The organism is Microbispora sp. NPDC049125 (assembly GCF_040802045.1).
GTDB lineage: Bacteria > Actinomycetota > Actinomycetes > Streptosporangiales > Streptosporangiaceae > Microbispora.
The window spans coordinates 17,834-42,405 of the sequence record NZ_JBEZDW010000032.1 but is presented as its reverse complement, the minus strand read 5'-3'; the positions used below and the strand labels follow the sequence as shown (position 1 = coordinate 42,405).

Below are 24,572 nucleotides of genomic sequence, written 5' to 3'. Positions count from 1 at the left end.
ATCGACGCGAGCCCGAAGAGGCTGGGTGACACGCACAGGCGGGGGAATCAGGGCACCAAGACGATCTTGCCGGTTACCCGCCCGGTCTCTCCGATCTCGTGCGCCTTGGCCGCCTCGGCCAGCGGCACGGCCTGCTCGACGTGCACCTTCAGCCGCCCTGTCTCGGCCAGCGCCCCCAGCGCCGCGAGGTCGGCCGCCAAAGGGCGTACGGACAGCACCTGCAACCTCACGCCCAGCTCGGCGGCGCGCTCCGGCGTGATGCCCAGATTGCCGCCGATGGCGCCGATGAGCAGACCGCCGGGCTTGAGCACGGCGGCCGACCGCTCCGCGTACTCTCCGCCGAGGAGATCGAGCACCACGTCCACCGGCTCGGTCTCGGTGACGAAGTCGGCGGCGGTGTGGTCGATGAGCTGGTCGGCGCCCAGCCCTCGCAGGAATTCGTGCTTGGCCGCCGTGGCGGTGCCGATCACGTACGCGCCGCGCTGCTTGGCGAGCTGCACGGCGAGATGCCCGACCCCGCCGGCGGCCCGGTGGACGAGCACCCGCCGGCCCGCGTCCAGCCGGGCGATGCCGGTGAGCGCCTGCCACGCGGTGAGGCCGGACAGCGGCAGCGCCGCCGCCTCCTCGAAGGTCAGCCGCGCGGGCTTGCGGACGATCTCATTGGGCGAGGCGACCACGTAGTCGGCGTACGCGTTGCCCGCCGAGGGGAAGCCGACCAGCCCGAACACCTCGTCTCCCGGCTGGAACGCCGAGACGCCGGGGTGGGTCTCCTCGATCACGCCGGCGACGTCCCAGCCGAGTGTGAACGGCGGCTCGCCCAGCAGCGGGAACAGGCCGGATCGGACAACGGAGTCCACGGGGTTGTAACCCGCCGCACCGACCTTTATCAGGACCTGCCCGTGGTCCGGCGCCGGGCGCTCGACCTCGGTCACCTGCAGCACGGAAGGGCCGCCGAAGACGGACTGCGTGATGGTGCGCATCTCGATCTCCTCGATAAGGGGGAACCTCGTCGAGATCAATGGTCTTCATTCCGGTATCCACTGGAAAGAAGGCACCTTTCAGAGATATAGGTACCTTATGGATACCATGGCGCGGCTCAGATACAGCGGGGGGGCGAACGCGTACCTGAGGGACTGCGCGTCCCGGAAGGTGCTCGATGCCATCGCGAACAAATGGACCTGCCTGCTGATCGACGCTCTGCGGGACGGCCCGGTGCGGTTCGGCGTGCTCCGCCGCAGGCTCGACGGCATCACCCAGAAGAGCCTCACCCAGACATTGCGGAACCTCGAACGCGACGGGATGGTGGCGCGGACCATCTACCCCACGATCCCTCCTCGGGTCGACTACGCGCTGACGGAGCTGGGGCACAGCCTGGTGACGCTGATGGAAGGGATCCGATGCTGGTCGGAGGACCATGTCGACGAGATCCTCGCGGCCCGGGAGTCCTTCGATCGCCGGGCCGCCGAGGAGCCCCGGCCGTTCCCGGAGCCTGACCCGCCCGCCTGACACGCCTGCGGGCGTACGCCTCACAGGTCGAGCGCAAGACCCTGGTCGGCGATGTAGCGGGCCAGGGCCACGCGTCGCCGGAAGACCGCGTGCAGGTCCGGGGTGGGCTCCTCGGCGACGCGGTTGACGGGGATGGCGGTCCAGAGGCTGCGGACGACCAGGCCGCCGAGGAAGCCGCGGGTGATGTGGGAGGGGTCGGCCGCGGGAAAGGCGGCGGCGTAGGACGACTTGATCGTCTCCTGGAGCGTGGGCAGCTCCTCGACCGCCAGCCGGCCCGTGTGGACGCGGCCGATGAGGAGCTGGCCCAGGTCGTGGCCGACGGGAGCGGGGTCGTTGAAGCTCCAGTCGACGGCGACGAAGTCCGCCGAGCCGTCGGCCGGGATCAGGAGGTTCTGCGGGCTGGCGTCGCCGTGGACCTCGGTGCGCGGGAGACGGTCGAGGGCGTCGAGTATGGCCGTCCGGCGGTCGATGAGGATCTTGATGTCCTGGCGGAGGCGGTCGTCGGCGTATGGCGCGACCAGAGGATGCCGCCACAGCTCGTCGCCCAGGAGCTGCGGGTCGATCGTGCCGGGGAGCAGCTTCTCGCAGAAGACGCGTAGGCCGCTGTCCGGTGACGGGCCGGGGGCGGAGCCGGCGATCGGGCGTATCGCGGCCAGGGCTCCCAGGAGGTGGGCGGCCCGTGCGTACCTGCCGAGGTCCCACGCGGCGCCGGGGGCCTGCTCGACGTACTCCAGCCACATGATCAGGCTGTCGTCTCCCAGGTCGTCGACGCGGTACAGCCGGGGCAGGCGCAACCCGGGGGGAAGCTCCCTGGCCGCCAGGTAGACGTCCGCGTCGGCGCGCCACGGGAAGGTCTCGACCAACGGGCCCCGCAGGTGCTCCGGAAGCGTCGCGAGCGCCGGGGAGTGGCGGACGGAGCGGACGGACTTCACGAAGAACGACCAGGTCGCTCCGGCGGTGGTCGTCCCGCTCACCCGGTGGAGGCCGGCCGTCGAGAAGGCGCCCGATTCGGCGTCGACCGGTGTCACATGCTGTTCGGCTATCTCCGCGGTGGGGTCTTCGAGGCTGGTCCGGACGAGATGGGTCAGATCGGTGTCGGCGAGAACGCTCATGGCACCACGATGATCGCCCCTTGCGGGCATCGCATGAGTCGGCCGTACTCAAATATCCTCGCGGCATGTCGAGTCCCTGGCCCTTCGCCGGCCGCGCGGACCAGCTCGCCGAGCTTCGCGCGGCGGGACGCGGGGTCGTCGTGCTCGGACCGGCGGGCGCGGGGAAGAGCCGGCTGGTCGCCGAGGCCGTACGGGATGTCCCGGGCGTGGCGTGGGCCCGGGCCACGGAGGCGGCGGCCGAGCTGCCGTTCGGGGCGTTCGCGCACCTGCTGCCCGGCTCGCGGCCCGGCGGCAACCCGCTGAGATGGGCGGCCGCGGCGATCGACGCGCCGACCCTGGTCGTGGACGACGCACATCTGCTGGACCCGGCGTCCGCGGGCTTGGTCCATCTTCTGGCCCTGCACGGGACCGCACGGCTGTTGGTGACGGTCCGCGCGGGGGCCAAGCCGCCCGACGCCGTCGTGGCCCTGTGGAAGGACGAGCTGCTCACCCGGCTTGAGCTCGCTCCGCTGTCGATGGAGGAGACCGAGCGCATGCTGGCCGAGGCGCTGCCGGGGAGGATCGAGGCGGGGTCGCTCGCCCGGCTCTGGGCCGTCAGCCAGGGCAATCCGCTCTATCTGCGCGAGCTGGTCCTCAGCGGTGTGCTGCGCGACCTCGGCGGTCTGTGGGTGTGGAACGGCCCCCTCGCGATGAGCACCTCGATGCGCGAGATCGTCACCGCGCGCATCGGAGACCTGAGCGGCGAGGAGCGCGAGGTCATGGAGCTCGTCGCGTTCGGCGAGCCGCTCGGCGCCGGGCTGCTGGCCTCGTTGTGCTCGGAGGCCGCCATCGAGCGGCTGGAGCAGCGGCAGCTCGTCACGGTGCAGCCGAGCGGACGCCGGCTGGATGTGCGGCTCGCGCACCCTCTGTACGGCGAAGTCCTGCGCGACCAGTGCGGCGAGCTGCGGACCAGGACGGTGTCGCGCCGGCTGGCCGACGCCGTCGCGGGCACCGGAGCGCGCCGGCGGGAGGACGTGCTGCGAATCGCGGTCTGGCGGCTCGACGCCGGCGACGCGGGCGATTCGGACCTCCTTTTGCGGGCGTGCGGCAAGGCGAGACAGGTGCGGGACCTGACGCTGGCCGAGCGCCTCGCCACCGCCGCGGGCGAGGGCGCCCGGGCCCGGCTCGCCCTCGCCAACGTCCTGACCTACATGGATCGCGGCGCGGAGGCGGAGGAGCTCTTTCGGGCCGCGATGGATTCCGGCCTCGACGACGTCACGCGGTTCGAGGGATCCGCGATGCGAGCGATCAATCTGGCCTGGGTTCTCGGCCGTACGGACGAGGCCAGGGCCGTGCTCGCCGAGGCCAAGCGGACCACGTCCAGCCGGGCCGCCTGGCAGGTACTGCACTGCTTCGAGGCCGGGGTGGCAACGCTCGCCGGAGACCTCCCGGCCGGTGAGTTCTACCTGGCCGATGTCCGGCGAGAGGGGCCTGCCGACGACTCCGCGTGGGGTGCGCTCACCTCCTCGGAGGCCTGTCTGCTCGCGCTCACCGGCCACGGCGGCGAGGCGATGATCAAGGTCGACCGTCTGCTGACCAGGCTCGCCGAGCTGCCCGACGCGATGCCGAGCATCATGGCCGTGGTGCTCGACGCCGGTGTCACGGCCGCGATCGTCACAGGGGATCTGCGGCGGGCCGATCGGTATGTGGACCGCACGTACGGCCCTGACGGCCGGTTCGAGCTGTGGGACAGGGCGTTCCTCCAGTTCGGCGGGCGCAAAGCTGAGATCCACCGGCTGCGCGGCCGGTTGCTGGACTCCATCGCGGTCTGTGACGAGGCGGTCGTCCGGCTGCCGGAGCGGAGCGCCTACGCCGGTCCATGCCTCAGCGAGCTCGCCCATGCCCACGCCCTCCGGGGTGACGCCGAGGCGGCCGCCGCGGCGCTGGCACGCGCGGAGGCGCACGTGCCTCCCGCCGGCCCTCTCGTCGCCTACCCGCTGCGAATGGCGAGGGTGTGGACCGCCGCCGCCCGAGGCGATCTGAGCGGTGCCGTGGAGCTGGCGCTGGAGATGGGCGACAGCCCGTATGTGTTCTTCTCGTTGTTCGCCCTGCACGACGTCGTACGGCTCGGCCATCCGGAGCTGGCCGCGGCCCCCTTGGCGCGGCTCGCCGGGCACGGCCCGCTCGCGGAGCTGTTCGCGCGGCACGCGAACGCCCGTGGCCCCGCGGAGCTGGAGGAGGTCTCCGCGAGCTTCGAGCGGCGCGGCATGCTCCTGTACGCGGCAGAGAGCTTGGCCCGGTCCGGCGCCCTCTACCGTCAGGACGGCCGCCCCCGCGACGCCCGCGCCGCGGAGACCCGGGCATGGGCCCTGGCCCATCACTGCCAGGGCGCCCGCACCCCGGCCCTGGTCGGCCTGTCCCTGCCCGGCCTCACCAGGAGGCAGAGCGAGATCGCCGTCCTGGCCTCCCGGGGACTGACCAACCGCGAAATCGCCGAACACCTCGTCGTCTCCATCCGCACGGTGGCGAACACCCTTTACACGGTCTACGAAAGGACCGGTGTCACCGGCCGCGAGGAGCTGGCCCGCGTCATGGAGACGCTCACGCCCCCGAGTGAGTCTCATGCGGGGAACCCGCCTCAGGCGACCAGCAGCCCGGGGGTGTGACGGAGCGGCGCGTCGGCGCCGTCCGCCCCGGCGACCCGTGCACACGCCCGGCCGGCGGCGCCACGCGTGAGCCGTACGCGGAAGGGCTCGCCCTCCGCGTCCGGAGTACCGGACAGCACGGCGAAGTCGGCGCCGTCGACGCGGAGACGCTCCCCCACCGTCCGGAAGCTCGCGGCCGGGTTGGCGGCCGTCCACTCCAGGTGCTCCCCCAGCAGCCGCCCCGCCACAGTGCGCAGGATGGTCGCCGCGCACAGGCTGTGCGCGCAGGCGGCGCCCTCCAGCATGATCTCGGGCAGGCCGAACCGCCGCAGGCCCCGGCTCGTCATCCGCAGGCAGGCGCACATCCCGGCGGCCCCCTGGGAGGCGCACGACTCCGCCTGTCCGGTCTCCGCGGCCGTCCACCCCAGCCAGTCGTCGCCGAGGCGGAAGTCCTGCCGCTCCCCCGGGCACCGGGCGCAGTGGTAGACGGCCGTACCGGTGAGAGGGTCGAGGATCGTGCCGCGGTAGGCCTCGGCGACGCCTCGCGCGGCGGCGCGGGCGACCTGCGCGGCCTCCGGCTGGACGGCGACCGGGGCGGTGCTGGAGATCACCACGTGGTAGCGCGCCGCCCGCACCCGTTTGAGATCGCCGGGGCTCACGTCCATCCGCCGCCACGGCGACTGACCCGACCGGTACGCCTCCAGCTCAAGCCGGGGCGTGTCGAGCACGTCCATCGCGGCACGCCGGTGGGGCTTGCCCATCCGCCAGGGGACGATCGACGACAGGTCGGTCGGCGTGCGGTCGACCGCCACGACGAACACCGAGGTCGTCTCGGCCGGTATCGGATAGGTGATCTTCATGGCTCCTCCTCCGAACGCTGGAGGCCCCAGACTCCGCGATCGCCCTCCTCCCCGCGCTTCCCGAAACCGGTTCTGTGGACGGCGAGCCGCCCGGCGCGGAGGACGGCGCGATTCATCCACAGGCAAGCCCCCGTACGGCTGCCGCGTCAGCGTGAGGCCAGCCGGCCCGGCCCCTGACCGTCGGAGCGCGGCACGACGAGGCCGGACTCGTAGGCCAGCACGACGGCCTGCACCCGATCGCGCAGCTCGAGTTTCCGCAGGAGCCGGCTCACGTGCGTCTTGACCGTCTGCTCGCTCACCACGAGGCGCGGAGCGATCTCGGCGTTGGTCAGCCCCTCGGCCACCAGCCGGAGCACGTCGAGCTCGCGCGGTGTCAGCCGCCGCAGCCGCGGCGAGACCGGGCGCGGCCGGAACCGGGCGAACTCGCTGATCAGCCGCCGCGTGACGCTGGGCGCGAGCAGCGCCTCCCCGGCGGCGACCACGCGCACCGCGTCGAAGAGCCTTTCGGCCGTCACGTCCTTGAGCAGGAAGCCGCTGGCACCGGCGGTGAGCGCGTTGTACACGTATTCGTCCAGGTCGAACGTGGTGAGCATGAGAATACGCGGCTGCTCCCCGCCGTCGGCGCCGGCCGTGATCCTCCGAGTCGCCTCGATGCCGTCCATGACCGGCATGCGTACGTCCATGAGGACGACATCCGGGTGATGCGCCCGGCAGTGGGAGACCGCCTCCGCCCCGTCGGCGGCGGTCGCGACCACCGTGAAGTCGGGCTGCGTGCTCAACAACGCCGCGAACCCGGCGCGGACCACCTCCTGGTCGTCCGCCACGACGACGCGGATGGGGCGTTCGGCGCTCATACGCCCACCCCGTTCCGGGCCGGCTCCGCCACAGGGAGGGCGGCCTCGATGAGGAAGCCGTTGCCGTTCGCGTGGCCGATCCGCAGCTCACCACCGACCATCGCGGCGCGCTCACGCATCCCGAGCAGGCCGTGCCCCCCGTGCCCCCCGTGCCCCCCGTGGCCCACGTGGCCCACGTGGCCCCCGTGCCTGTCCGGCCGGTCCCCGAAGTCGCCGGTGGAGCCCCGCGGCCCGGGGCCGTTGTCGCGTACCCGCACGTAGAGGGTCTCGCCGGCGTAGTCCATCTCCACGTCGACGGCGGCGCCCGGCGCGTGCCTGCGCGCGTTGGTCAGCGCCTCCTGGACGATGCGGTACGCCGTCAGCTCGACCCCCGGGTCGAGCGCGGCGATCGGCCCGCGGACGATGAGCCGGGTGCCGGCGCCGGTGAGCGCGCGGGTCTCGTCGATCAGCTCCAGGAGCTGCCGCAGACCGGGCTGAGGCCGGCGCATGGGCTCGTCCTCGGGCTCCTCGCGCAGCACGCCGAGCAGGCGGCGCATCTCGGTGAGCGCCGTCCTGGCCGTCTCACCGATGGCGCGCAGGCGCATCGCCCCGTCCTCCGGCATGCCAGGCGTGGTCAGGCGGGCCGTCTCCGCCTGCACCGAGATCATCGATATGTGGTGCGCCACCACGTCGTGCAGCTCACGGGCGATGCGCGCGCGCTCACCTCGCGCGGTGAACTCCAGCAGCGAGTCCTCCAGGGCCCGCCGGGAGGACTCGCGTTCCTCCGCCTCGGCGCGCAGCCGCCGGGCCCGGTCGCGCAGGATGACGGACCAGACGGCGAGCACTGCCACCACTCCGGACGCCGTCGGCCCCCACCGGTAGACCATGGCGGTCAGCGACGCCGACACGGTGATCACGATCCCCGCGGACAGGGCGTGACGGGGCACGAAGACCACAGGCACGGTGGCGAACAGGGCCAGCAGCAGCGCGACGGGCCTGATCACCCAGGACCCGTCCGTACGGATGACGGTTTCGACCGTCGCGAGCAGACCGAGTGCGACTCCGGCCACCAGCGGCCAGTCGGCCTCGCCTGCGAGCCACCGGCCGGCCATGAGGACGCGGCTGCTCTCCTTCATCGGACCATTGTCGCCAACGCGACGCCCCCTGCCATCCCCCGTGACGAACCGTGATCCGTACCCCGCTGGAGGGACACGCCGCCCGTCCGTCCCCCGGCGCCGGGGCGCGCAAGACAGTCCCCCGGCGTGACGACCTGGGGCCCCTCCCCTTCGTAGCCTCTCGGGGTATGGAGGCAACCATCGAAGTTCGTGAGCTGCGCAAGAGTTACGGGTCCACCGTCGCCATAGACGGCCTGTCGTTCACGGTGCGGCCCGGCCAGGTCACCGGCTTCGTCGGGCCGAACGGCGCGGGCAAGTCCACAACGATGCGCATGCTGCTGGGGCTGGACACGCCGGACGGCGGCGTCGCGCTGGTCGGCGGCCGCAGGTACCGCGAGCTGCGGGCGCCACTGTGTCAGGTCGGGGCGCTGCTGGACGCCGGGGCCTTCCACCCGGGCCGGCGCGCTCGTGACCACCTGCTGTGGATCGCGCGATCCAACGGGTTACCCGCCAAGCGGGTCGACGAGGTGCTCGAACTCGTGGGCCTCACCACCGCCGCCGGGCGGCGGGCCGGCGCCTTCTCCCTCGGGATGCACCAGCGGCTCGGCATCGCCGGCGCCCTGCTCGGCGACCCACCCATGCTGATCTTCGACGAGCCGGTCAACGGGCTGGACCCCGAAGGCATCGTGTGGATACGCGACCTGCTGCGGCGTCTGGCAGGCGAGGGCCGGGCGGTGCTGGTGTCGAGCCACCTGATGAGCGAGCTGGAGGGCAGCGCCGACCACCTCGTGGTGATCGGCAGGGGCAGGCTCATCGCCGACACAAGCGTGCGGGAGCTGCTCGACCGCGCGTCCGACGGGCGCGTCGCCGTACGCACCGCGCAGTGCCTGGAGGCGCTGACCGTGCTGGCGGTCGACGGCGCGACCGTGGCGGCCGGCGGCCCCGACTCGGTCACCGTCGCGGGGCTGCCGGTCGAGCGGATCGTCACCCTGCTCAGCGACGGCGGGGTGTCCTTCTCCGGGGTCTCCGAGCACCGCCCGTCGCTCGAAGAGGCGTACATGGAGCTCACCCGGAACGCGGTGGAGTTCCACGCGACCGCCGGGCAGGTGCGGGCATGGTGACGACGACGCCGTACCGCAGCTCGGTGCGCGACCCCCGTGACGGTTTCGCGCAGCTCATGCTGTCGGAGTGGACCAAGCTCAGGTCGGTGCCCCGGTGGGGGCTGACCATGCTGGCCGGAGTCGCCGTGACGATCCTTTCTGGCATGCTGGTGGCCGGTGGGGCGGGAAGCTCCGGCTCGGGAAGCGACGGCTCGACCAAGGGCATCTCGCCGCAGTACCGGGACGCGGGCGACTACGTGCACCGGGTGCTGCTCGGCGACGGAAGCATCACCGTGCGGGTCGCCTCACAGAAGAACAACGACCCGTGGGCCAAGGGCGGCCTCATGCTGCGGGCGAGCACCGAACCGGGCTCGCCGTACGCGGCACTCATGATCACGCCGGGGAACGGCGTCCGGTTGCAGGCGAACTTCACCACCGACATCCCCGGCAGCTCCGGCCGGGCTCCCCGGTGGCTCAAGCTGACCCGCCAGGGCACCTCCGTGACCGGCTCGGAGTCCGCGGACGGCGTCACGTGGAACAAGGTCGGCACGGTGGAGCTCGAAGGGCTGCGCCAGGGAGCCGAGATCGGCATGTTCGTCGCCTCCCCCGACGCCCTGAACCTGCGACGTCAGTTCGGCGGCGAGGACCTCGTCGAGACCAGCAACCTGGGAGAGGCCACCTTCGACAACGTGAAGGTGGAGCCCGCGCGGCCCCAGCAGCTGCCGCCGTGGCGCGGCGGCGGCGAGCGGGCGGCTCCGGACGCGACGTCGTTCTCCCTGGCGGGGGCCGGGGACATCGCGATGTACCACTACGCCACCGACGCCACCGAGACGATGCTGACCGGCGCCATGTTCGGGATGATGGCGATCGTCGCGCTCGCCGTCCTGTACCTCACCTCCGAATACCAGCACGGCCTCATCTGGACGACGTTCACCGCGAGCCCGCGGCGCGGCAGGGTCCTGGCCGCCCGGGCGGTGGTGCTCGGGGGGGTGACGTTCGTGGTCGGGCTGGTCGCCGCGTTCGCCACCTTCCTGCTCGCCTCACCGATGGTGCGCAAGGGCAACGCCGCCCCGCCGGCGCTGTCCGACCCGCAGGTGCTGCGCGCCATCGTGGGCACCGCCGCGCTGCTGGCGCTGGTCGCGGTGTTCAGCCTGGCCGTCGCCTCGATCCTGCGCCGCGGAGCCGCGGCGATCGCCGTGGTCCTGCTGCTCCTGCTGGCGCCGCTGGTCGCCGGCAGCGCGCTTCCACTCGCCGCGGCGAAGTGGCTGGAGAGAGTCACGCCGGCCGCCGGGTTCGCCGTACAGCAGACCCTGGAGCGGTACGACACGGCCATCGCGCCGTTGCCCGGGCTGGCCGTGCTCGGCGTGTACACGGCGCTCGCGCTCGGCTACGCGATCTGGCGGAGCGGGCGGCGGCACGCATGAGGCACGCCCTGCGCGCCGAGTGGACGAAGCTGCGCACGCTGCGCGGCAACCTGTGGCTGGCGCTCGCCGCGGCCGGGCTCACGGTGGCCGCCACGGCGGCGGCCACCGCGGCCGTCGGCACCGCCCAGTGCCCCACGCCCACCACGTGCTTCGAGGACACCGCCAGGCTGAGCCTCAAAGGGGTCTGGCTCGGGCAGGCGCTGGTCGTGGTGCTCGCGGTGCTCGCGATGAGCGACGAGTACGGCACGGGAATGATCCGGACGACGCTGGCGGCCGTCCCCCGGCGGCACACGGTGCTGCTGACCAAGGCCGCCGTCGTCGTCGCGGCCGTGCTGACGGCCGGGACGGTGGGCGTGCTCGGCTCGCTGGCCGTCGGCCGGGTGGTGCTGCCGATCAACGGGTTCGGCCAGGCCAACGGCTACCCGCCCCTGTCGCTCGCGGACGGGCCGACGCTGCGGGCCGCCGCCGGCTCGGTGCTGTATCTCGCCCTGATCGCCTTGCTGGCGCTCGGCGTCGGCACCGCCGTCCGCGACACCGCCTCCGGCATCACCGCCGTGCTGACCCTGTTGTACGTCGTGCCGGTGGTCGGCGCGTTCGTGAAGGACCCGGAGTGGCTCGACCGCCTGAGGAGGTTCTCGCCGATGACGGCCGGCCTCGCCATCCAGGCCACGAGGAACCTCGAACGGCTGCCGATCGCTCCCTGGCCGGGCCTCGGCGTGCTGGCCGGTTACGCCGCCGGGGCCATGCTGCTGGGAGGCGTCCTGTTCATGGTCCGCAGAGCCTGAACGCATCTCCTGAGCGGGCACCGCGCCGTCGGCGACGGCTACGCCGGACGCCCGCGGGTGCCGTACGGCGGCACGCCGATCACCGGGCCGTACGGGCGAGAGGCAGGCGCACGACGAAGACACCGCCGCCGCCGGGCGCCTCCTCGGCGTGGACATCGCCGCCGTGCGCCTCGGCGATTTTCCAGACGATCGCCAGGCCGAGGCCGCTCCCCCCGCGGTCGCGAGACCGGGCGGTGTCGAGCCGCGCGAAGCGATCGAACACGCGCTCGCGCTCATGCGGCGGGATTCCCGGCCCGTCGTCGCACACGACCAGCTCACCCAGGCCTCCGGCGCGCCGGACATCCACCCGCACAAGGGAACGCGCGTGGCGTTGAGCGTTGTCGAGCAGTTCGCCGAGCAGGCGGCCGAGCCTCGGGGGTACCGCCGTGACGACCACACCCCGCTCCCCCTTCACCGTGACCTCGTGCTTGTGGTCCCGCCGGGACACCTCGGCCTGGACGAACTCCGCGAGGTCCACGGGCACCGGCCCGGCCGGCCGACCTGCCGCCTCGACCTGGGAGAGAAGATGGAGGTCGTCGATGATGGACTGCAGCCGCTTCACGTCGCCCAGGGCACGCTCGAGCAGCTTGTCCAGGTCTACCTCGCCGGGGTTGAGCTGGGCCTCCTCAAGCCGGGCCCTCAGCCCTGCGACGGGGGTGCGCAACTCGTGGGAGGCGTCCGCCTCGAACCGGCGCTGCTCGTCGATCGCCTTCCGCAGCTTGTTGTGCAGGCTGTCCAGTGACCGTTGCAGGCCGCGTTCGAACTGGTCGAGCTCGCCGACGCAAGCCCGCAGATGGCTGGACGACACCATGTCCCGGCCTCCTCCCACTGACCGGACATATACCCCTATAGCTACCTGAAGTAGCCCCGTGTCGCATGTGGCGGCGTCGGCCGGCCCCCTCGGGCTTCCTCTGCGGCTTTCCGGGCCATCGCCTGGATCGGCGAGCCTTGGACGGCCCGGGACTCATTTGTAGACGACGGGCTTCTTCTCCTTGCCGGGGAACACCTCGATCAGCAGTTCCACGGCTCCGTCGGGCGGATACGCCACCTGGTAGACAAGCTTGCGGCCGCGCAGGTGGACCCGCACCCGGTACGAACCCGGGCCGCGGGACGCGAGTCCGGGCAGCTGCTTGCCGTCACCGTCGACGAGGTACAGGGATCCGGTCGGGCTCTCGTAGCCCACCTCGACGATCTCCTCCCACGCCTTGGCCTCCAGCGGAGGCCGCCTGGTGTAGGACTCGGCGGTCACACAGGCATGTCCGATCTCGTCGGCCGCCCAGATCCTGAGGGCCCCCCGCTCGCTTCCGACCAGGTCTTTCACCAGATCGGGGACGGTGCCCTCGAATCCTTCGTCCCACCCGTCGATCGTCCAGAACTCGGTCCACATGGTGGCCCGGCGCTGCCGTACCGGGTGGATCCTCGGCCGGTGCCGGGGATGCGCCGCGCAGGCCTTCTCCTTCTCGGCGACGTACGCGTCGGCCTCCTCCTGCCTCCGCCGGCCCTCCGCCTCCTGCGCGCGGGCGACCGCGGGGCACAGACTCGTGAGCGCGCCCGCCAGCGACACCTGCGGAGCCTGCTGTACGGCCGGTGCTTGGATGTCGCCTCCATGCCGCGTTGCCACGTCACAGAGCTGACGCCCCTGCGCCAGGACGTCCTCGTCGGAAACCTCGTCCCACCCCTCGAGACCTTCCGTGCCATAGGACGAACCATCGGGCAGGTCGTAGCCACGGACCTGGCATAAGAAGCGCTTCTCATCCGCGCTCAGCCCAGTGACGGTCCCGCCCCCGAAGCCGACACAGTCGAGCTCCTGTTCGCTGCTCACCTTGGATGGCGCGGCGGACCGCGTGGGGAGCAGGAGGAGCGTCGCCACCACCAGGATGGCCGCCGCCGTAAGGGCGACAGTGCTGCGCCGCACGAACTCACGCCGCGGGGGCCGTACGGCGAGCAGGACCAGCACGGGAGACACCAGCGAATAGAGCCCCCACCACATGCGGTCGCTCACCAGGTCCGCCGGTCCCCACGCCTCTGCGCATTGGGGGCCGAGCGCCGAGTCGAGGCCGATCAGCAAGGGCCCGGGAAGGCTGAGGACGAGCAGCACTACGGCGATGACGCGGCCGAGGACCCTGCCGAGCGTCTCGCGCCCCCTCCGGACGCTCAGATACCAGCCGGCGAAGCCCAGCACGATCAACGGTGCCCCGCCGTACTGGAAGAGGGGGAAATCGGCGACCGCGAACGTCCAGCTTTCGATCGGGTCGTAGATGTCACGGCCCAGGCAGGAACCCCAGGATTCCCATATGTAGCTCCGGATGCCGTCGTCCCCGAACGCGAACGATATGAGCAGGAAGTAGAGCTGGGGCCCCAGGGCGGTCAGCATCGCCGCCGCCCAGAGAATCCAAGATCGCCGCGACATGAGAACGGAGGATACCGTCCACCACACGGCGTTTCCCGGCAAAGTCCTCATTTCTAAAGAACGGTTACGCGCAGTCCCCATACGGCCGGCGAGCGGGAGACACTCGATCACGAACGCGCCTCGTTCACGAGCGAACAGAGCTCGTCCGGTCCCGCGGTTAGCGGCCCGCCATGGGTGGAATCCACGCCGGGGAAACCGGGGGGCGCGCACCGCATGCCCCGGCCATGAAGGTCACATCGGCCTTGACCCCGGCGGCGCCCAGCTTGGGCCCCTCGGACGCCCGGGAGAGCGAACGGATCGGATCGCCGGCGAATGGTTGCCGAAATTCATGGTCACCGCCCAGTCCGTGTCGTACGTTGAACCATGATCGGCGAGCATTTCCGTCGAATCATGTCGTTCGTTATAGATGGGATGCATTGCATGAAGTTCACAATTCTCGTGACGGGGTTGTTGTCCGTGCTCATGGCGGCCCCGGCTGCTTCCGCCGCCGCCGAGACCGGCCCCGCCGGCGCGACTTTCTCCTCCGCCTCGGGCAGGGCGGGAGCCCTTCCCACCGAGTTTCCCCTCCCCGGCGGCTTCGCACCGGAGGGGATCGCCATCGGCCCCGGCCCGGTGGCGTACATCAGCTCACGCGAGAGCGGCGCGATCTACCGGGCCGACCTGCTCACCGGCCGGGGCGGGGTCATCAACCCCGGACCGGGCACCCCGTCGCTGGGCCTCAAACTCGACGGGCGCGGCCGTCTGTTCGTCGCCGGCGGGGCCGGCGGCGACGCGCGCGTCATCGACGCCTTCAGTGGCCGTCTGCTCGCGACCTACCGGCTCTCCACGGAGCCCGCGTTCGTCAACGACGTCGTGCTCCTCCACGACGCGGCCTACTTCACCGACTCGATCAGGCCGGTGCTGTACAAGCTTCCCCTCCGGACGGACGGGCAACTGCCGAGTGAGGTGGTGACGGTGCCGTTGAGCGGGGACATCGTCTACACCACCGGCAGCGGGGCCGACGGCATCAACGCCAACGGCATCGCCCCGACGCCCGACGGCCAGGCCCTGCTGATCGTCCAGTCCAGCACCGGCAAGCTGTTCCGCGTCGCCCCCTCGACCGGCGTCGCCACCCAGGTCGACCTCGGGGCCGACTCCCTCCTCTACGGCGACGGGTTGCTGCTCCGGGGGCGCACCCTCTACGCGGTGCAGAACTACCTCAACACCCTGACCTCCGTCCGCCTCAGCGCGGACGGCAGGTCGGGACAGGTCGTCCGCAGGCTCACCGACAGCCGCTTCGACATCCCCACCACCGTCGATTCCTACGGAAGCCGTCTCTACCTCCCCAACGGACGCTTCACCGTGCCCCCCACCCCGACGACCCCGTACAGCGTGATTGCCGTCAACAGCTGAGCCGACGGGACTCATCGCAGCCGGGCCCGGCACAGACCGACCGGGGCGGGACCGGGCCGCCCGTCGCGCCTGCGTATCGAACCGCTCAGCGACGATCCCGATCTCTGGGGCGGCCCAGATGAACGGTGAGCGTTACGCGCTCATCACCCATATCTAGCGAGCTGATCAGGGTTATCACCGGAAAGGCGTGACTTGCGCCACCGCGCCGCGCTCATCATGGGACAGGCCGCCTACATCCCGTGGCGCCACGGGATGCGGCGGCTCTGTTGGCTCAGAGGCGACTGCCTGGCCGATCGAGCCAGACGTACTGCTCCTCGGCCGTGACCGTCAGCCCGAAACGGTCCCGGCCGGGGCTTCCCCAGGAGACCCAGCGCATAAAGGCGGCCTCCACCTCGTCCCACAGGTCGCGCGGCCCTCGCTGATGGACCGCCGCCTGCCTGTATCCGGGCGCATGGTGCACCTGCGCCTCGGAGCCTGCGGACGTCACCCACAGTCGGAAACGGCCGTCGTCCTCCTCGCGATGGACGCGGGACACATCGGGAAGCAGCCCCGCGAGGGCGACCTCGGCGCCATGACCCGCACGCGCGATCCGGCGTGGATCGAGGAGCGTCCCCGAATCCCGGTAGTCGCCTTCGATCCCGCCAGGAGCGGCTCGCTGGGATCTCAGCAGCATGAAGCCACAGGCCTGATGGAAGCCGCCTCCGGCGGCACCGTCCGCCGTGACCGTAAGCCTCGTCAGGTGGCCGCCCCAGCCAGACATCCAGGGGAACACGATCATCCCGCCTGGCCTGGTCTGCGCGATCCACGCGTACGGCACTCTGGTCGCGCCGCACGTGACGTGGACCCGGTCGTACGGCCCGCCCTCCGGCCACCCGTCCGCACCGTCCCCCAGGACGACCCGGGGCGCGTATCCCGCACGCTTCAGGTTCCCGGCCGCCGCCTCGTGCACGGCCGGGTCGATCTCGACACTCGTCACACTGTCCGGCCCCAGCCGGTGGGCGAGCAGCGCCGCCGTCCAGCCCGTGCCTGTGCCGATCTCCAGGACCTCGTCCCCGTCGTACGGATCGAGCAGCTCCAGCTCGGCCGCGACGATCTCGGGCATGGACGACGACGAGGTGTAGTCACCTCCACCCTCGGCAACGTCCGTAGCGCCGTCGTCCACCTGGGTGATGATCGCGGCAGCCGAGTAGACGGCGTCGAGCCAGCGCTCGGGTTCGCCGCCCCGGTCGATCGGATAGCCGGGGCTCCCGTCGCCGGGCAGGCACCAGGCCTGGTCGGGGATGAAGAGATGGCGTGGCACCGCCCGCATCGCCTCTCGCCATCGCTCGTCGGCGACCGGTAAGCGGTCGGCGAGTCGGGCGGCTCGCTCGCCGGCGTTCACTTGCCGTCCTTCTTCTCGTGTTTTCCACCGCCCGGGTCAGGCCGGACGGTGTCACCGTTCGGCTTCTTCGGCACCTCCACCGGTTTGCTCTCCGACGGCCGCCCCTCGTGCTTTCCACCCACGCTCGAAGGTTCCCTTCTTGTTCAGAAGTGCCCGATAGAGACCTATACGGCTGATCCCCAGTGTTGAGAACCCACTCTCAATGCATTGCCAGCATAGCGATTAGATGGAACTCCAACTAGTCACTCGAGAAGCCATATCGATTCGGCTAACAAATCACCGCAAAAGAATCAGACGAAAACAATCTAGGAGCAAGACCGCTATAGCGCTATCAGCACATAGACCCTGGACACCAGGAGTCAAGGCTGCGCAATAGTCTCCCCCAATATGGGATTCCAGCTGCTTGCGGACCACTGGGCGCTCGACCTCCTGGGAGAAACCTTCAACGTCGGGGTCATCTGGCGCAGACCCACCGGCCGGAAGGGGCCACGCGCGAACATCGCCGTAAGAGGGGGTCACCCGGGCGCGGTGACGCCCAAACGATGAGCGCCCCGCACGCCCTCGAAGACCCCCAGGGCATCACGCGGATCACGCCGATAACGGTCGGTGGGAGAGGAAAATTGGTCCCATGACGGAGACGAAGCGCCCTTTGCTCAGTGCTGATTCCATTGGTGCGATCGCGGACATCACACGATCGACCGCGGACGCGGAGCGGGTTCTCGGCGCGGCCGGCATCACGTTGAAGCGCAAGCCGGCCACCCGGCACGAGGGCACGGTGATCATCCCAAGTACCTCAAGCCACGTGTCGAGTACACTCCGCGATCTGGATCCGACCGACGTTCGGTGGTGAGCGCGGTACTCAAAGCGGTGGCCACGCTTGCCGAGATGTACGGGGCAAATCTGGTCGTCGATCGAATGGCCGACGGGACGCTGGTCGAGCGGTTCCGTCCGGTCACCGCCGCCGAGACCGACATGTACGTCCGGGAGCTCATCGAGAACTACCGCAAGGCCTTCCTCCAAGGCTCGCACCACCGCGTACTACTGGTCGGCCTTTTCGTCCTGGATCTGCTGGTGATCCACCCCTTCGAGGATGGAAACGGCAGGATCGCCCGCGCGCTCACCAATGCGTTACTCTCGGACGCCGGATACGGCGTCGTGCGCTATGTCAGCCTTGAGCAGGCGATCGCCAGATCGTCCGATTCCTACTATCAAAGCCTGCTGGACTCCACCCACGGCTGGCACCAGGACAACGCCGACCCATGGCCCTGGCTGGGCTACTTCACCGGACTGCTCTCCCAGGCGTACGAGACCTTCGCCGCCCGCGCCGCGGCCGAGCACTCACCAGGCACCAAGCAGGATCGCGTGCGGGACTACGTCCTCCGTCAAGGCCCACCTGTCTTTCGAGTCACCGACATCCGCGCCGCGCTCCCGGGCATCAGCGATCAGACGATCCGACTCGTCCTCACCGAGTTGAGGAAGGAAGGGATCATCACCGCCGACGGCGTCGGCCGCTCAGCGTCATGGACGCGAGGCAGCCTTTCGTGACAATGGGCAACGCTTCTCAGCGCGGTCAGGTCTGGACGACGACGAGGGAGCGGGCGGGGAGGTGGAGGTCGCCGTCCATGGTCCGGGCGCCCTCGTCGGAGGCGAGCAGGATCCGCCTCGCGCCGGGCGAGAGCCGTACGGGGACGGGCATCTCGCCGAAGTTGGCCGCCACCCGCAGCGAGCCGCGCTCGACGACCAGGAAGTGACGGTCCTCGTCGAAGCGGACCTTCACCCGGTCGAGCCGGGGGTCGGCGAGGTCCGGGTGCGCCTTGCGCAGCGCGATCAGATCCCGGTACCAGCCGAGCAGCGAGGCGTGCGGATCCTCCGCCAGCTCGTTCCAGTCGAGCTTCGAGCGCAGGAACGTCTCCTCCTCGCCGGGCTCGGGGGCCTTCCAGTCGTAGCCGAAGCTCTCGAACTCGCGCGCCCGGCGCTCCCCCTCGCCCTCGGCCAGGTGCGGCTCGAAGTGGTCGGTGAAGAAGAAGAACGGCGTGGTGGCGCCCCACTCCTCCCCCATGAACAGCATCGGGGTGAACGGCGAGGTCAGCAGCAGGCCCGACGCCAGCCACAGGTGGTCGGGGTCCATCCGGTCGCCCTCGGGCCGGTTGCCGATCTGGTCGTGGTTCTGCACGCAGCAGACGAACCGGTAGCCGGGCACCCCCGTCGCGGGCCTGCCGTGCGACCGCCCGCGGAAGGTCGAGAACGTGCCGTCGTGGAAGAAGCCCGACGTCAGCACCTTGGCCAGGGCGGGCAGCGAGCCGAAGTCGCAGTAGTACGCCTGCCTCTCCCCGGTGACCGCGGCGTGGATCGCGTGATGCACGTCGTCGTTCCAGCTCGCGTGCATCCCGAGACCGCCGGCGTCGCGCGGCGTCATCATGCGCGGGTCGTTCAGGTCGGACTCGGCGATCAGCGTCAGCGGCCTGCCCACGCTCGCGGCGAGGGCGTCGACGTCGGCCGCCAGCTCCTCCAGGAAGTGGACGGCGCGGCTGTCGTGCAGGGCGTGCACGGCGTCGAGGCGCAGGCCGTCGATGTGGTAGTCGCGCAGCCACTGCAGCGCGTTCTCGATGAAGTACCGCCGCACACCGTCGGAGCCGCGCCCGTCCAGGTTGACCGCGTCGCCCCAGTACGACCCCTTGAAGTTCTTGAAGTACGGCCCGAACTTCGACAGGTAGTTGCCCGAGGGCCCGAGGTGGTTGTAGACGACGTCGAGGATCACGCCGAGCCCTGCCTGGTGGCAGGCGTCGACGAAGGTCTTCAGCCCGTCGGGCCCGCCGTACTCCTCGAAGACGGCGTAGAGGTCGACGCCGTCGTATCCCCAGTTGCGCGTGCCCGGCACCGGCGCGACCGGCATGACCTCGACGAAGTCGACGCCCAGGTCGACGAGGTGGTCGAGCTTCTTGGCCGCCCCGCGGAAGGTGCCCTCCGGGCTGAACGTGCCGACGTGCAGCTCGTAGATGACCGACCCGCGCAGGTCACGGCCGTGCCAGTCCTGGTCGCCCCAGGTGTACCTGCCGTGCTCGTAGACGCGGCTCACGCCGTTCACGCCGTACGGCTGCCGCTGCGTCCTCGGGTCGGGGAACGGCCCCTCGCCGTCGACGTAGAAGGCGTAGTCGAGGCCGTGCTCGTCACCGGGCGCCCTCCACCAGCCGCCTTCGCCAGGCGTCATGCCGTGCCTGCCGCCCTTGTACTCGACCTCCACCTGCGTCGCCTCGGGCGCCCAGACCTCGAACATCATCTCCCCTTATCCGCTCGCCGCACCATGCCCTCTTCCCCGATGTGGGAGGGAATTCACCCTTCGAGGATCGCGACAGGGTGGCTGGACAGCAGGTGCGCCATGGGGACCCGGCCGGTGTACAGCCTGCCGGTGAGCAGGTCGCGCCAGGTGCCTGGCGGCAGCATGAGCGTCTCGCTCCCCCAGCCGCCGCGCCGCTCCAGCCCGACCGGCAGCCGGGTCGCGACCGCCACCGCCCGGTCCCCCCTGGCGAACGCGACCGCGTGCTCACCCGCCTCGATCGGCACGTACGGCGCCTCGGGGTCGAACCGGTGCCGCAGCTGAAGGGCCGTCCTGGTGACCAGCAGCTTCTCGCCGTCCCAGCTGTCGTCGGGCTCGGCCAGGAGACTGCGGCGCCTGGCGAAGTCGACCGGCCGCCGGTTGTCGGGGTCGACCAGCGAGAAGTCGGTGATCTCGTTGCCCTGGTAGACGTCCGGTATGCCGGGCATCAGGAGCTGGACGACCTTCTGGCCCAGGGAGTTGACCCGGGCGTACCTGTCGACGACCTCCGTGAACGAGGCGATCGAGTAGCCGCAGACGTCGACGGCCCGCTGGACGAAATCCCGGACGCCGTCCTCGTACGCCGGGTCGGGCTCCATCCAGGAGATCGCCGTCTTGGCCTCCCTCGCGGCCTTGAGCAGGTAGTCGGTGAAGCGCTCCGGCGTGATGGGCCAGGCGGCCATCAGGTTCTGCCAGGCGAGGTAGTCGAGCTTCGGGTCGAACGACACCGACGACGCCCACGAGTCGACGGCGAGCGCCCACTCCCGCGGCATCTCCGACAGCACGGCGAGGCGCGCCCGCACGTCCTCCGACCGTTTGGTGTCGTGGGTCGACAGCGTCGTCATCGTGCGGGGCGGCAGGCCGGCGCAGAACTCGTGGAACTCGCCCGCCGACACGCCGAAGCGGTCGGGCTCGCCGCCCACCTCGTTGAGGCACGCCAGTGGATACCACCGGTAGAGCGCGGTGTCCTCCACGCCCTTGGCCATGACCGGGCCGCAGGTCTGCTGGAACCGGGTGACCCCCTCGGGCGGGCCGTACAGCACGAGGTCGGCGGCCTTGGCGACGGCGTCGGGGTCGGTGTGGGTGGCGGCCTCCCGCGCGGCCTCCTGGACGACCTTCACCGACTCCGGCGGCGGCTGCTCACCCGGGTTCACGTACGCCCGGTAGATCGGCATGGCGGTCAGCAGCTCGGCGACGGCGTCACGCAGCCCGGGATCGCCGAGGTCCCGCGCGACCCGGTCGACCTCGCCCTTGAAGAACAGCTCCAGGACGTGCCTCTTCGACTGCCTGCGCACGGTGTCGTAGTCGTCCCGCACGCCGGTGTGGCGGGCGAAGGTCTCGATGAGCGCGTCACGGGCCGACGGGTCGACGAACAGGCGGGTCACCATGTTCAGCGCGTCGTAGCCGGTGGTGCCGTCGCACGGCCAGTCGGCCGGCAGCCGCTCGTCGTCGATGAGGATCTTCTCCACCCACAGGGGGCCGGGCACGTGGGGGCGCAGCCGCCGCACGTAGCCGCGCGGGTCCGCCAGGCCGTCCGGGTGGTCCACCCGCAGGCCCTTGACGACCCCCTCGTCGATGAGCCTGAACGTCACGGCGTGGGTGGCCTCGAAGACCGCGGGGTCCTCCACGCGCAGGCCCATCAGGGACGACACGTCGAAGAAGCGCCGGTATCCCGGGCTCTCCCGCCAGTTGACGAGCCGGTAGTGCTGGGCCTCGAGCAGCTCCTCCAGCGGCAGGTGCTCGGTGCCCGGCCGGATGGGGAACTCGTGGTCGTGGTAACGCAGAACCTGCCCGTCCACCACCAGCCCGCCGGGCTGGTCGCCCAGGATCGGGAAGGCCACCGGCCACTGGAAGTCGAACCACCGCGCGTGCGGCGACTCCGGGCCGTCGCGCAGCGCCGCCCACAGCTGCGCGTTGTCCGACTCCGGCAGCGGGATCGTCATGTGGTTGGGGACGATGTCGGCGACCAGGGGAAGACCCTCGGCGGCCAGCGCGCGCAGCCCCTCCTCCCCGCCGAACTCGGCCCGGATGCGGCCGTGGTCCACCACGTCGTACCCGTGCCGCGACTCGCGCACCGCCTGGAGGATCGGCGACAGGTAGAGATGACCGGCCCCCAGCTCCCGCAGGTAGCCGACGAGGCCGGCGGCCTCCGCGAAGCCGAAGTCAGGCGTCAGCTGCACCCGGTAGGTAGAAGTCACGGAACCGCCCTTCGAAGTCGAATCCCCGGGGTCCTGCCCAGGGCCGCGCGTCACGAATCCGCGCCTGCCGGGACAGGACCCTGGAGGGCCAGGTTAGACGCGTCGCAGGACCCGCACCGACCGGCCCGACACGGGGACGGCCTCGCCGGCCCGGCACAGCCGCGACTCGCTCGGCATCGGCATCGCCGTGTCGAGCTCGGTCGCCCACATCTCGCCGTAGTCCTTGGGGACGGTGAACCGGATGACCTCGTGGTGGGCGTTGAACAGCAGCAGGAACGAGTCGTCCCTTATGCGCCTGCCCCGCCGGTCGGGCTCGGTGATGGCGTCGCCGTTGAGGAAGACCGCCAGGGCCTTGGCGTAGCCGTTGGTCCAGTCGGTGTCGGCCATCTCCGTGCCCGAGGGCGTGAGCCACGCGATGTCGCTGAGCTGGTCGTGGGAGCCCCGCACGGGCCGGCCGTAGAAGAAGCGGCGGCGCCGGAAGACGGGGTGGTCGCGCCGCAGCCGGGCGAGCCGCCGGGTGAACTCCAGCAGCTGCCGCTTCTCCCTGATCTCGGCGTCGTCCTGCTGGGTGGCGCCCTCCTCCAGCAGCGCCCCCCAGTCGACCCAGCTGATCTCGGTGTCCTGGCAGTAGGAGTTGTTGTTGCCGCCCTGGGTGCGGCTCATCTCGTCGCCGTGGGACAGCATCGGCACGCCCTGCGACAGGAAGAGCGTCGTGAGGAAGTTGCGCTTCTGCCGCTCGCGCAGCTGCGCCACCGGACCGGTCGCCGGGCCCTCGACCCCGCAGTTCCACGAACGGTTGTCGTCGGCGCCGTCGCGGTTGTCCTCGCCGTTGGCCTCGTTGTGCTTGTCGTTGTACGACACGAGGTCCTGCAGCGTGAAGCCGTCGTGGCAGGTGACGAAGTTGATCGACGCGGCCGGGCGGCGCGAGTCGTCCTGGTAGAGGTCACTCGACCCGGTGAGCCGCGAGGCGAACTCCGGCAGCGCGGCCGGCTCCCCCCGCCACAGGTCGCGGATCGTGTCGCGGTAGCGGCCGTTCCACTCCGTCCAGCGGGCGGGGAAGTTGCCGACCTGGTAGCCGCCGGGGCCGACGTCCCAGGGCTCGGCGATGAGCTTGACCTGCGACAGGACCGGGTCCTGCTGGACGAGGTCGAAGAACGCGCTCAGCCGGTCGACCTCGTGCAGCTCCCGCGCGAGGGACGCCGCGAGGTCGAAGCGGAAGCCGTCCACGTGCATGTCGCGCACCCAGTAGCGCAGCGAGTCCATGATGAGCTGCAGCGAGTGCGGGCTGCGCATCAGCAGGCTGTTGCCGGTGCCCGTGGTGTCCATGTAGTAGCGCCGGTCGTCCTCGACGAGCCGGTAGTAGTTGGCGTTGTCGATGCCCCGCATGGACAGGGTCGGCCCAAGGTGGTTGCCCTCGGCGGTGTGGTTGTAGACCACGTCGAGGATGACCTCGATGCCCGCCTCGTGCAGGGCCTTCACCATCGCCTTGAACTCCAGCACCTGCCCGCCGCGCTCCCCCGAGCTGGAGTACGCGTTGTGGGGCGCGAAGAAGCCGATCGTGTTGTAGCCCCAGTAGTTGGCCAACCCCCGCTTCTCCAGCATGTGGTCGGTGAGGAACTGGTGCACCGGCATCAGCTCGATCGCGGTCACCCCGAGCCCGGTGAGGTGATCGATGATCTCCGGGTGGCCGAGCGCGGCGTAGGTGCCCCTGATGCGCTCCGGGATCTTCGGGTGGGAGATCGTCAGGCCCCGGACATGCGCCTCGTAGATCACGGTGTCGTGGTACGGCGTGGCCGGCGGCCGGTCGTGCCCCCATCCGAAGAAGGGGTTGACGACGATCGAGCGAGGCACGTACGGCGCCGAGTCGCTGTCGTCACGGCTGTCCGGCTCGCCGAAGCGGTAGCCGTACACCGCCTGGTCCCACCGGACGTGGCCCTCGACCGCCTTCGCGTAGGGGTCGATCAGGAGCTTGTTGGGGTTGCACCGCAGGCCCTCACCCGGCGAGTACGGCCCGTGCACGCGGTAGCCGTACTGCTGGCCCGGCCCGATCCCGGGCAGGTAGCCGTGCCAGACGAAGCCGTCGACCTCGGCGAGCGTCACCCTCTCCTCGTTGCCCTCGTCGTCGAACAGGCACAGCTCCACCCGCTCGGCCACCTCGGAGAAGAGGGAGAAGTTCGTCCCCGCTCCGTCGTACGTCGCTCCGAGCGGATACGAATCCCCCGGCCAGATCTCCCTCACAGGCCCTCCTCGCCTTCCGGTGCGGCGGCCCTCGCGGGAGTGCCCCCGAGCCCACCGGTCCTATCGCTGCGCTCTCCGGCGGTGCGCCCCCGGCGTCCGCACGTGAGATCTCTGGAATGACAGTCGTTCACAAGACATCGTGCCTGCCCAGAAATGGCTGCGACAGTCCCGCCACGTTAACTGCGGGTATGGCAAAGGGGTGAACGTGCCATGCCGGAGCAAATGGGCCGTCCACCCCTGGG

The 24,572-nt window shown here is 70.9% G+C and carries 20 protein-coding genes; 8 read left to right on the top strand and 12 right to left on the bottom strand.

Annotation, left to right across the window (positions count from 1 at the left end; genetic code table 11):
- Positions 1 to 47: 47 nt before the first annotated feature.
- On the bottom strand, positions 48 to 980 hold the full coding sequence (locus AB0B72_RS29835) for an NADP-dependent oxidoreductase (protein WP_367742476.1): 933 nt from the start codon (positions 978 to 980) through the stop codon (positions 48 to 50).
- A 106-nt stretch (positions 981 to 1,086) separates the two neighbouring features.
- Here AB0B72_RS29835 and AB0B72_RS29830 point away from each other — a divergent pair, with 106 nt between their 5' ends.
- A complete protein-coding gene (locus AB0B72_RS29830; protein WP_367742475.1) occupies positions 1,087 to 1,506 on the top strand; it encodes a winged helix-turn-helix transcriptional regulator in 420 nt (139 codons plus the stop codon).
- Between the two features lie 20 nt (positions 1,507 to 1,526).
- On the opposite strand, the gene AB0B72_RS29825 is transcribed toward AB0B72_RS29830, so the two are convergent.
- Positions 1,527 to 2,618: a phosphotransferase gene (locus AB0B72_RS29825; RefSeq protein WP_367742474.1), complete on the bottom strand. Its 1,092-nt coding sequence runs from the start codon at positions 2,616 to 2,618 to the stop codon at positions 1,527 to 1,529.
- 65 nt (positions 2,619 to 2,683) lie between these two features.
- On the opposite strand from AB0B72_RS29825, the gene AB0B72_RS29820 reads away from it, so the two are divergent.
- A complete protein-coding gene (locus AB0B72_RS29820) occupies positions 2,684 to 5,263 on the top strand; it encodes a LuxR C-terminal-related transcriptional regulator (RefSeq protein ID WP_367742473.1) in 2,580 nt (859 codons plus the stop codon).
- Here AB0B72_RS29820 and AB0B72_RS29815 read toward each other — a convergent pair.
- The 3 genes from AB0B72_RS29815 to AB0B72_RS29805 all read right to left on the bottom strand — a co-directional run bounded on the left by AB0B72_RS29815 (position 5,236) and on the right by AB0B72_RS29805 (position 8,071).
- Entirely contained in the window at positions 5,236 to 6,102 is an 867-nt protein-coding gene (locus AB0B72_RS29815) for a hypothetical protein (protein WP_367742471.1), read from the bottom strand. The two genes, AB0B72_RS29820 and AB0B72_RS29815, sit on opposite strands and share 28 nt — an antisense overlap.
- A 146-nt stretch (positions 6,103 to 6,248) precedes the next feature.
- Positions 6,249 to 6,956: a response regulator gene (locus AB0B72_RS29810; protein WP_367742470.1), complete on the bottom strand. Its 708-nt coding sequence runs from the start codon at positions 6,954 to 6,956 to the stop codon at positions 6,249 to 6,251.
- Positions 6,953 to 8,071: a sensor histidine kinase gene (locus AB0B72_RS29805; RefSeq protein WP_367742469.1), complete on the bottom strand. Its 1,119-nt coding sequence runs from the start codon at positions 8,069 to 8,071 to the stop codon at positions 6,953 to 6,955. The genes AB0B72_RS29810 and AB0B72_RS29805 overlap by 4 nt, the downstream gene beginning before the upstream one ends.
- A gap of 167 nt (positions 8,072 to 8,238) precedes the next feature.
- Here AB0B72_RS29805 and AB0B72_RS29800 point away from each other — a divergent pair, with 167 nt between their 5' ends.
- The 3 genes from AB0B72_RS29800 to AB0B72_RS29790 are packed head-to-tail and all read left to right on the top strand — an operon-like array spanning position 8,239 to position 11,359.
- Complete coding sequence (locus AB0B72_RS29800) at positions 8,239 to 9,171, top strand: ABC transporter ATP-binding protein (protein WP_367742468.1); 933 nt, start codon at positions 8,239 to 8,241, stop codon at positions 9,169 to 9,171.
- Complete coding sequence (locus AB0B72_RS29795; protein ID WP_367742467.1) at positions 9,165 to 10,574, top strand: hypothetical protein; 1,410 nt, start codon at positions 9,165 to 9,167, stop codon at positions 10,572 to 10,574. The genes AB0B72_RS29800 and AB0B72_RS29795 overlap by 7 nt, the downstream gene beginning before the upstream one ends.
- Complete coding sequence (locus tag AB0B72_RS29790; RefSeq protein ID WP_367742466.1) at positions 10,571 to 11,359, top strand: ABC transporter permease; 789 nt, start codon at positions 10,571 to 10,573, stop codon at positions 11,357 to 11,359. Before AB0B72_RS29795 ends, AB0B72_RS29790 begins: the two co-directional genes overlap by 4 nt.
- A 79-nt stretch (positions 11,360 to 11,438) precedes the next feature.
- On the opposite strand, the gene AB0B72_RS29785 is transcribed toward AB0B72_RS29790, so the two are convergent.
- Both AB0B72_RS29785 and AB0B72_RS29780 read right to left on the bottom strand, forming a co-directional pair.
- Positions 11,439 to 12,209, bottom strand: a complete 771-nt coding sequence (locus tag AB0B72_RS29785) for a sensor histidine kinase (RefSeq protein WP_367742465.1) — start codon at positions 12,207 to 12,209, stop codon at positions 11,439 to 11,441.
- A 153-nt stretch (positions 12,210 to 12,362) separates the two neighbouring features.
- A complete protein-coding gene (locus AB0B72_RS29780; RefSeq protein ID WP_367742463.1) occupies positions 12,363 to 13,808 on the bottom strand; it encodes a hypothetical protein in 1,446 nt (481 codons plus the stop codon).
- A 420-nt stretch (positions 13,809 to 14,228) separates the two neighbouring features.
- Between AB0B72_RS29780 and AB0B72_RS29775 the strand changes: the two genes are divergently transcribed.
- Complete coding sequence (locus AB0B72_RS29775) at positions 14,229 to 15,200, top strand: superoxide dismutase (RefSeq protein WP_367742462.1); 972 nt, start codon at positions 14,229 to 14,231, stop codon at positions 15,198 to 15,200.
- A gap of 271 nt (positions 15,201 to 15,471) precedes the next feature.
- Here the strand turns inward: AB0B72_RS29775 and AB0B72_RS29770 are convergent, their stop codons facing one another.
- Positions 15,472 to 16,581: a methyltransferase domain-containing protein gene (locus tag AB0B72_RS29770; protein ID WP_367742461.1), complete on the bottom strand. Its 1,110-nt coding sequence runs from the start codon at positions 16,579 to 16,581 to the stop codon at positions 15,472 to 15,474.
- Complete coding sequence (locus AB0B72_RS29765; protein WP_367742460.1) at positions 16,578 to 16,703, bottom strand: hypothetical protein; 126 nt, start codon at positions 16,701 to 16,703, stop codon at positions 16,578 to 16,580. Before AB0B72_RS29765 ends, AB0B72_RS29770 begins: the two co-directional genes overlap by 4 nt.
- A gap of 506 nt (positions 16,704 to 17,209) precedes the next feature.
- On the opposite strand from AB0B72_RS29765, the gene AB0B72_RS29760 reads away from it, so the two are divergent.
- Positions 17,210 to 17,431, top strand: a complete 222-nt coding sequence (locus tag AB0B72_RS29760; RefSeq protein WP_367742459.1) for a hypothetical protein — start codon at positions 17,210 to 17,212, stop codon at positions 17,429 to 17,431.
- Positions 17,428 to 18,126 carry a Fic family protein gene (locus AB0B72_RS29755; protein ID WP_367742458.1) on the top strand — a complete coding sequence of 233 codons (699 nt, stop codon included), beginning with the start codon at positions 17,428 to 17,430 and terminating at the stop codon, positions 18,124 to 18,126. The genes AB0B72_RS29760 and AB0B72_RS29755 overlap by 4 nt, the downstream gene beginning before the upstream one ends.
- 25 nt (positions 18,127 to 18,151) lie before the next feature.
- Here AB0B72_RS29755 and treZ read toward each other — a convergent pair whose 3' ends face one another.
- The 3 genes from treZ to glgX form a co-directional block, all read right to left on the bottom strand.
- Positions 18,152 to 19,858: a malto-oligosyltrehalose trehalohydrolase gene (gene treZ / locus AB0B72_RS29750; RefSeq protein ID WP_367742457.1), complete on the bottom strand. Its 1,707-nt coding sequence runs from the start codon at positions 19,856 to 19,858 to the stop codon at positions 18,152 to 18,154.
- Positions 19,859 to 19,911: 53 nt separating this feature from the next.
- On the bottom strand, positions 19,912 to 22,092 hold the full coding sequence (gene treY, locus AB0B72_RS29745) for a malto-oligosyltrehalose synthase (RefSeq protein ID WP_367742456.1): 2,181 nt from the start codon (positions 22,090 to 22,092) through the stop codon (positions 19,912 to 19,914).
- Between the two features lie 93 nt (positions 22,093 to 22,185).
- Complete coding sequence (gene glgX, locus AB0B72_RS29740; RefSeq protein WP_367742455.1) at positions 22,186 to 24,330, bottom strand: glycogen debranching protein GlgX; 2,145 nt, start codon at positions 24,328 to 24,330, stop codon at positions 22,186 to 22,188.
- Positions 24,331 to 24,572 lie beyond the last annotated feature (242 nt).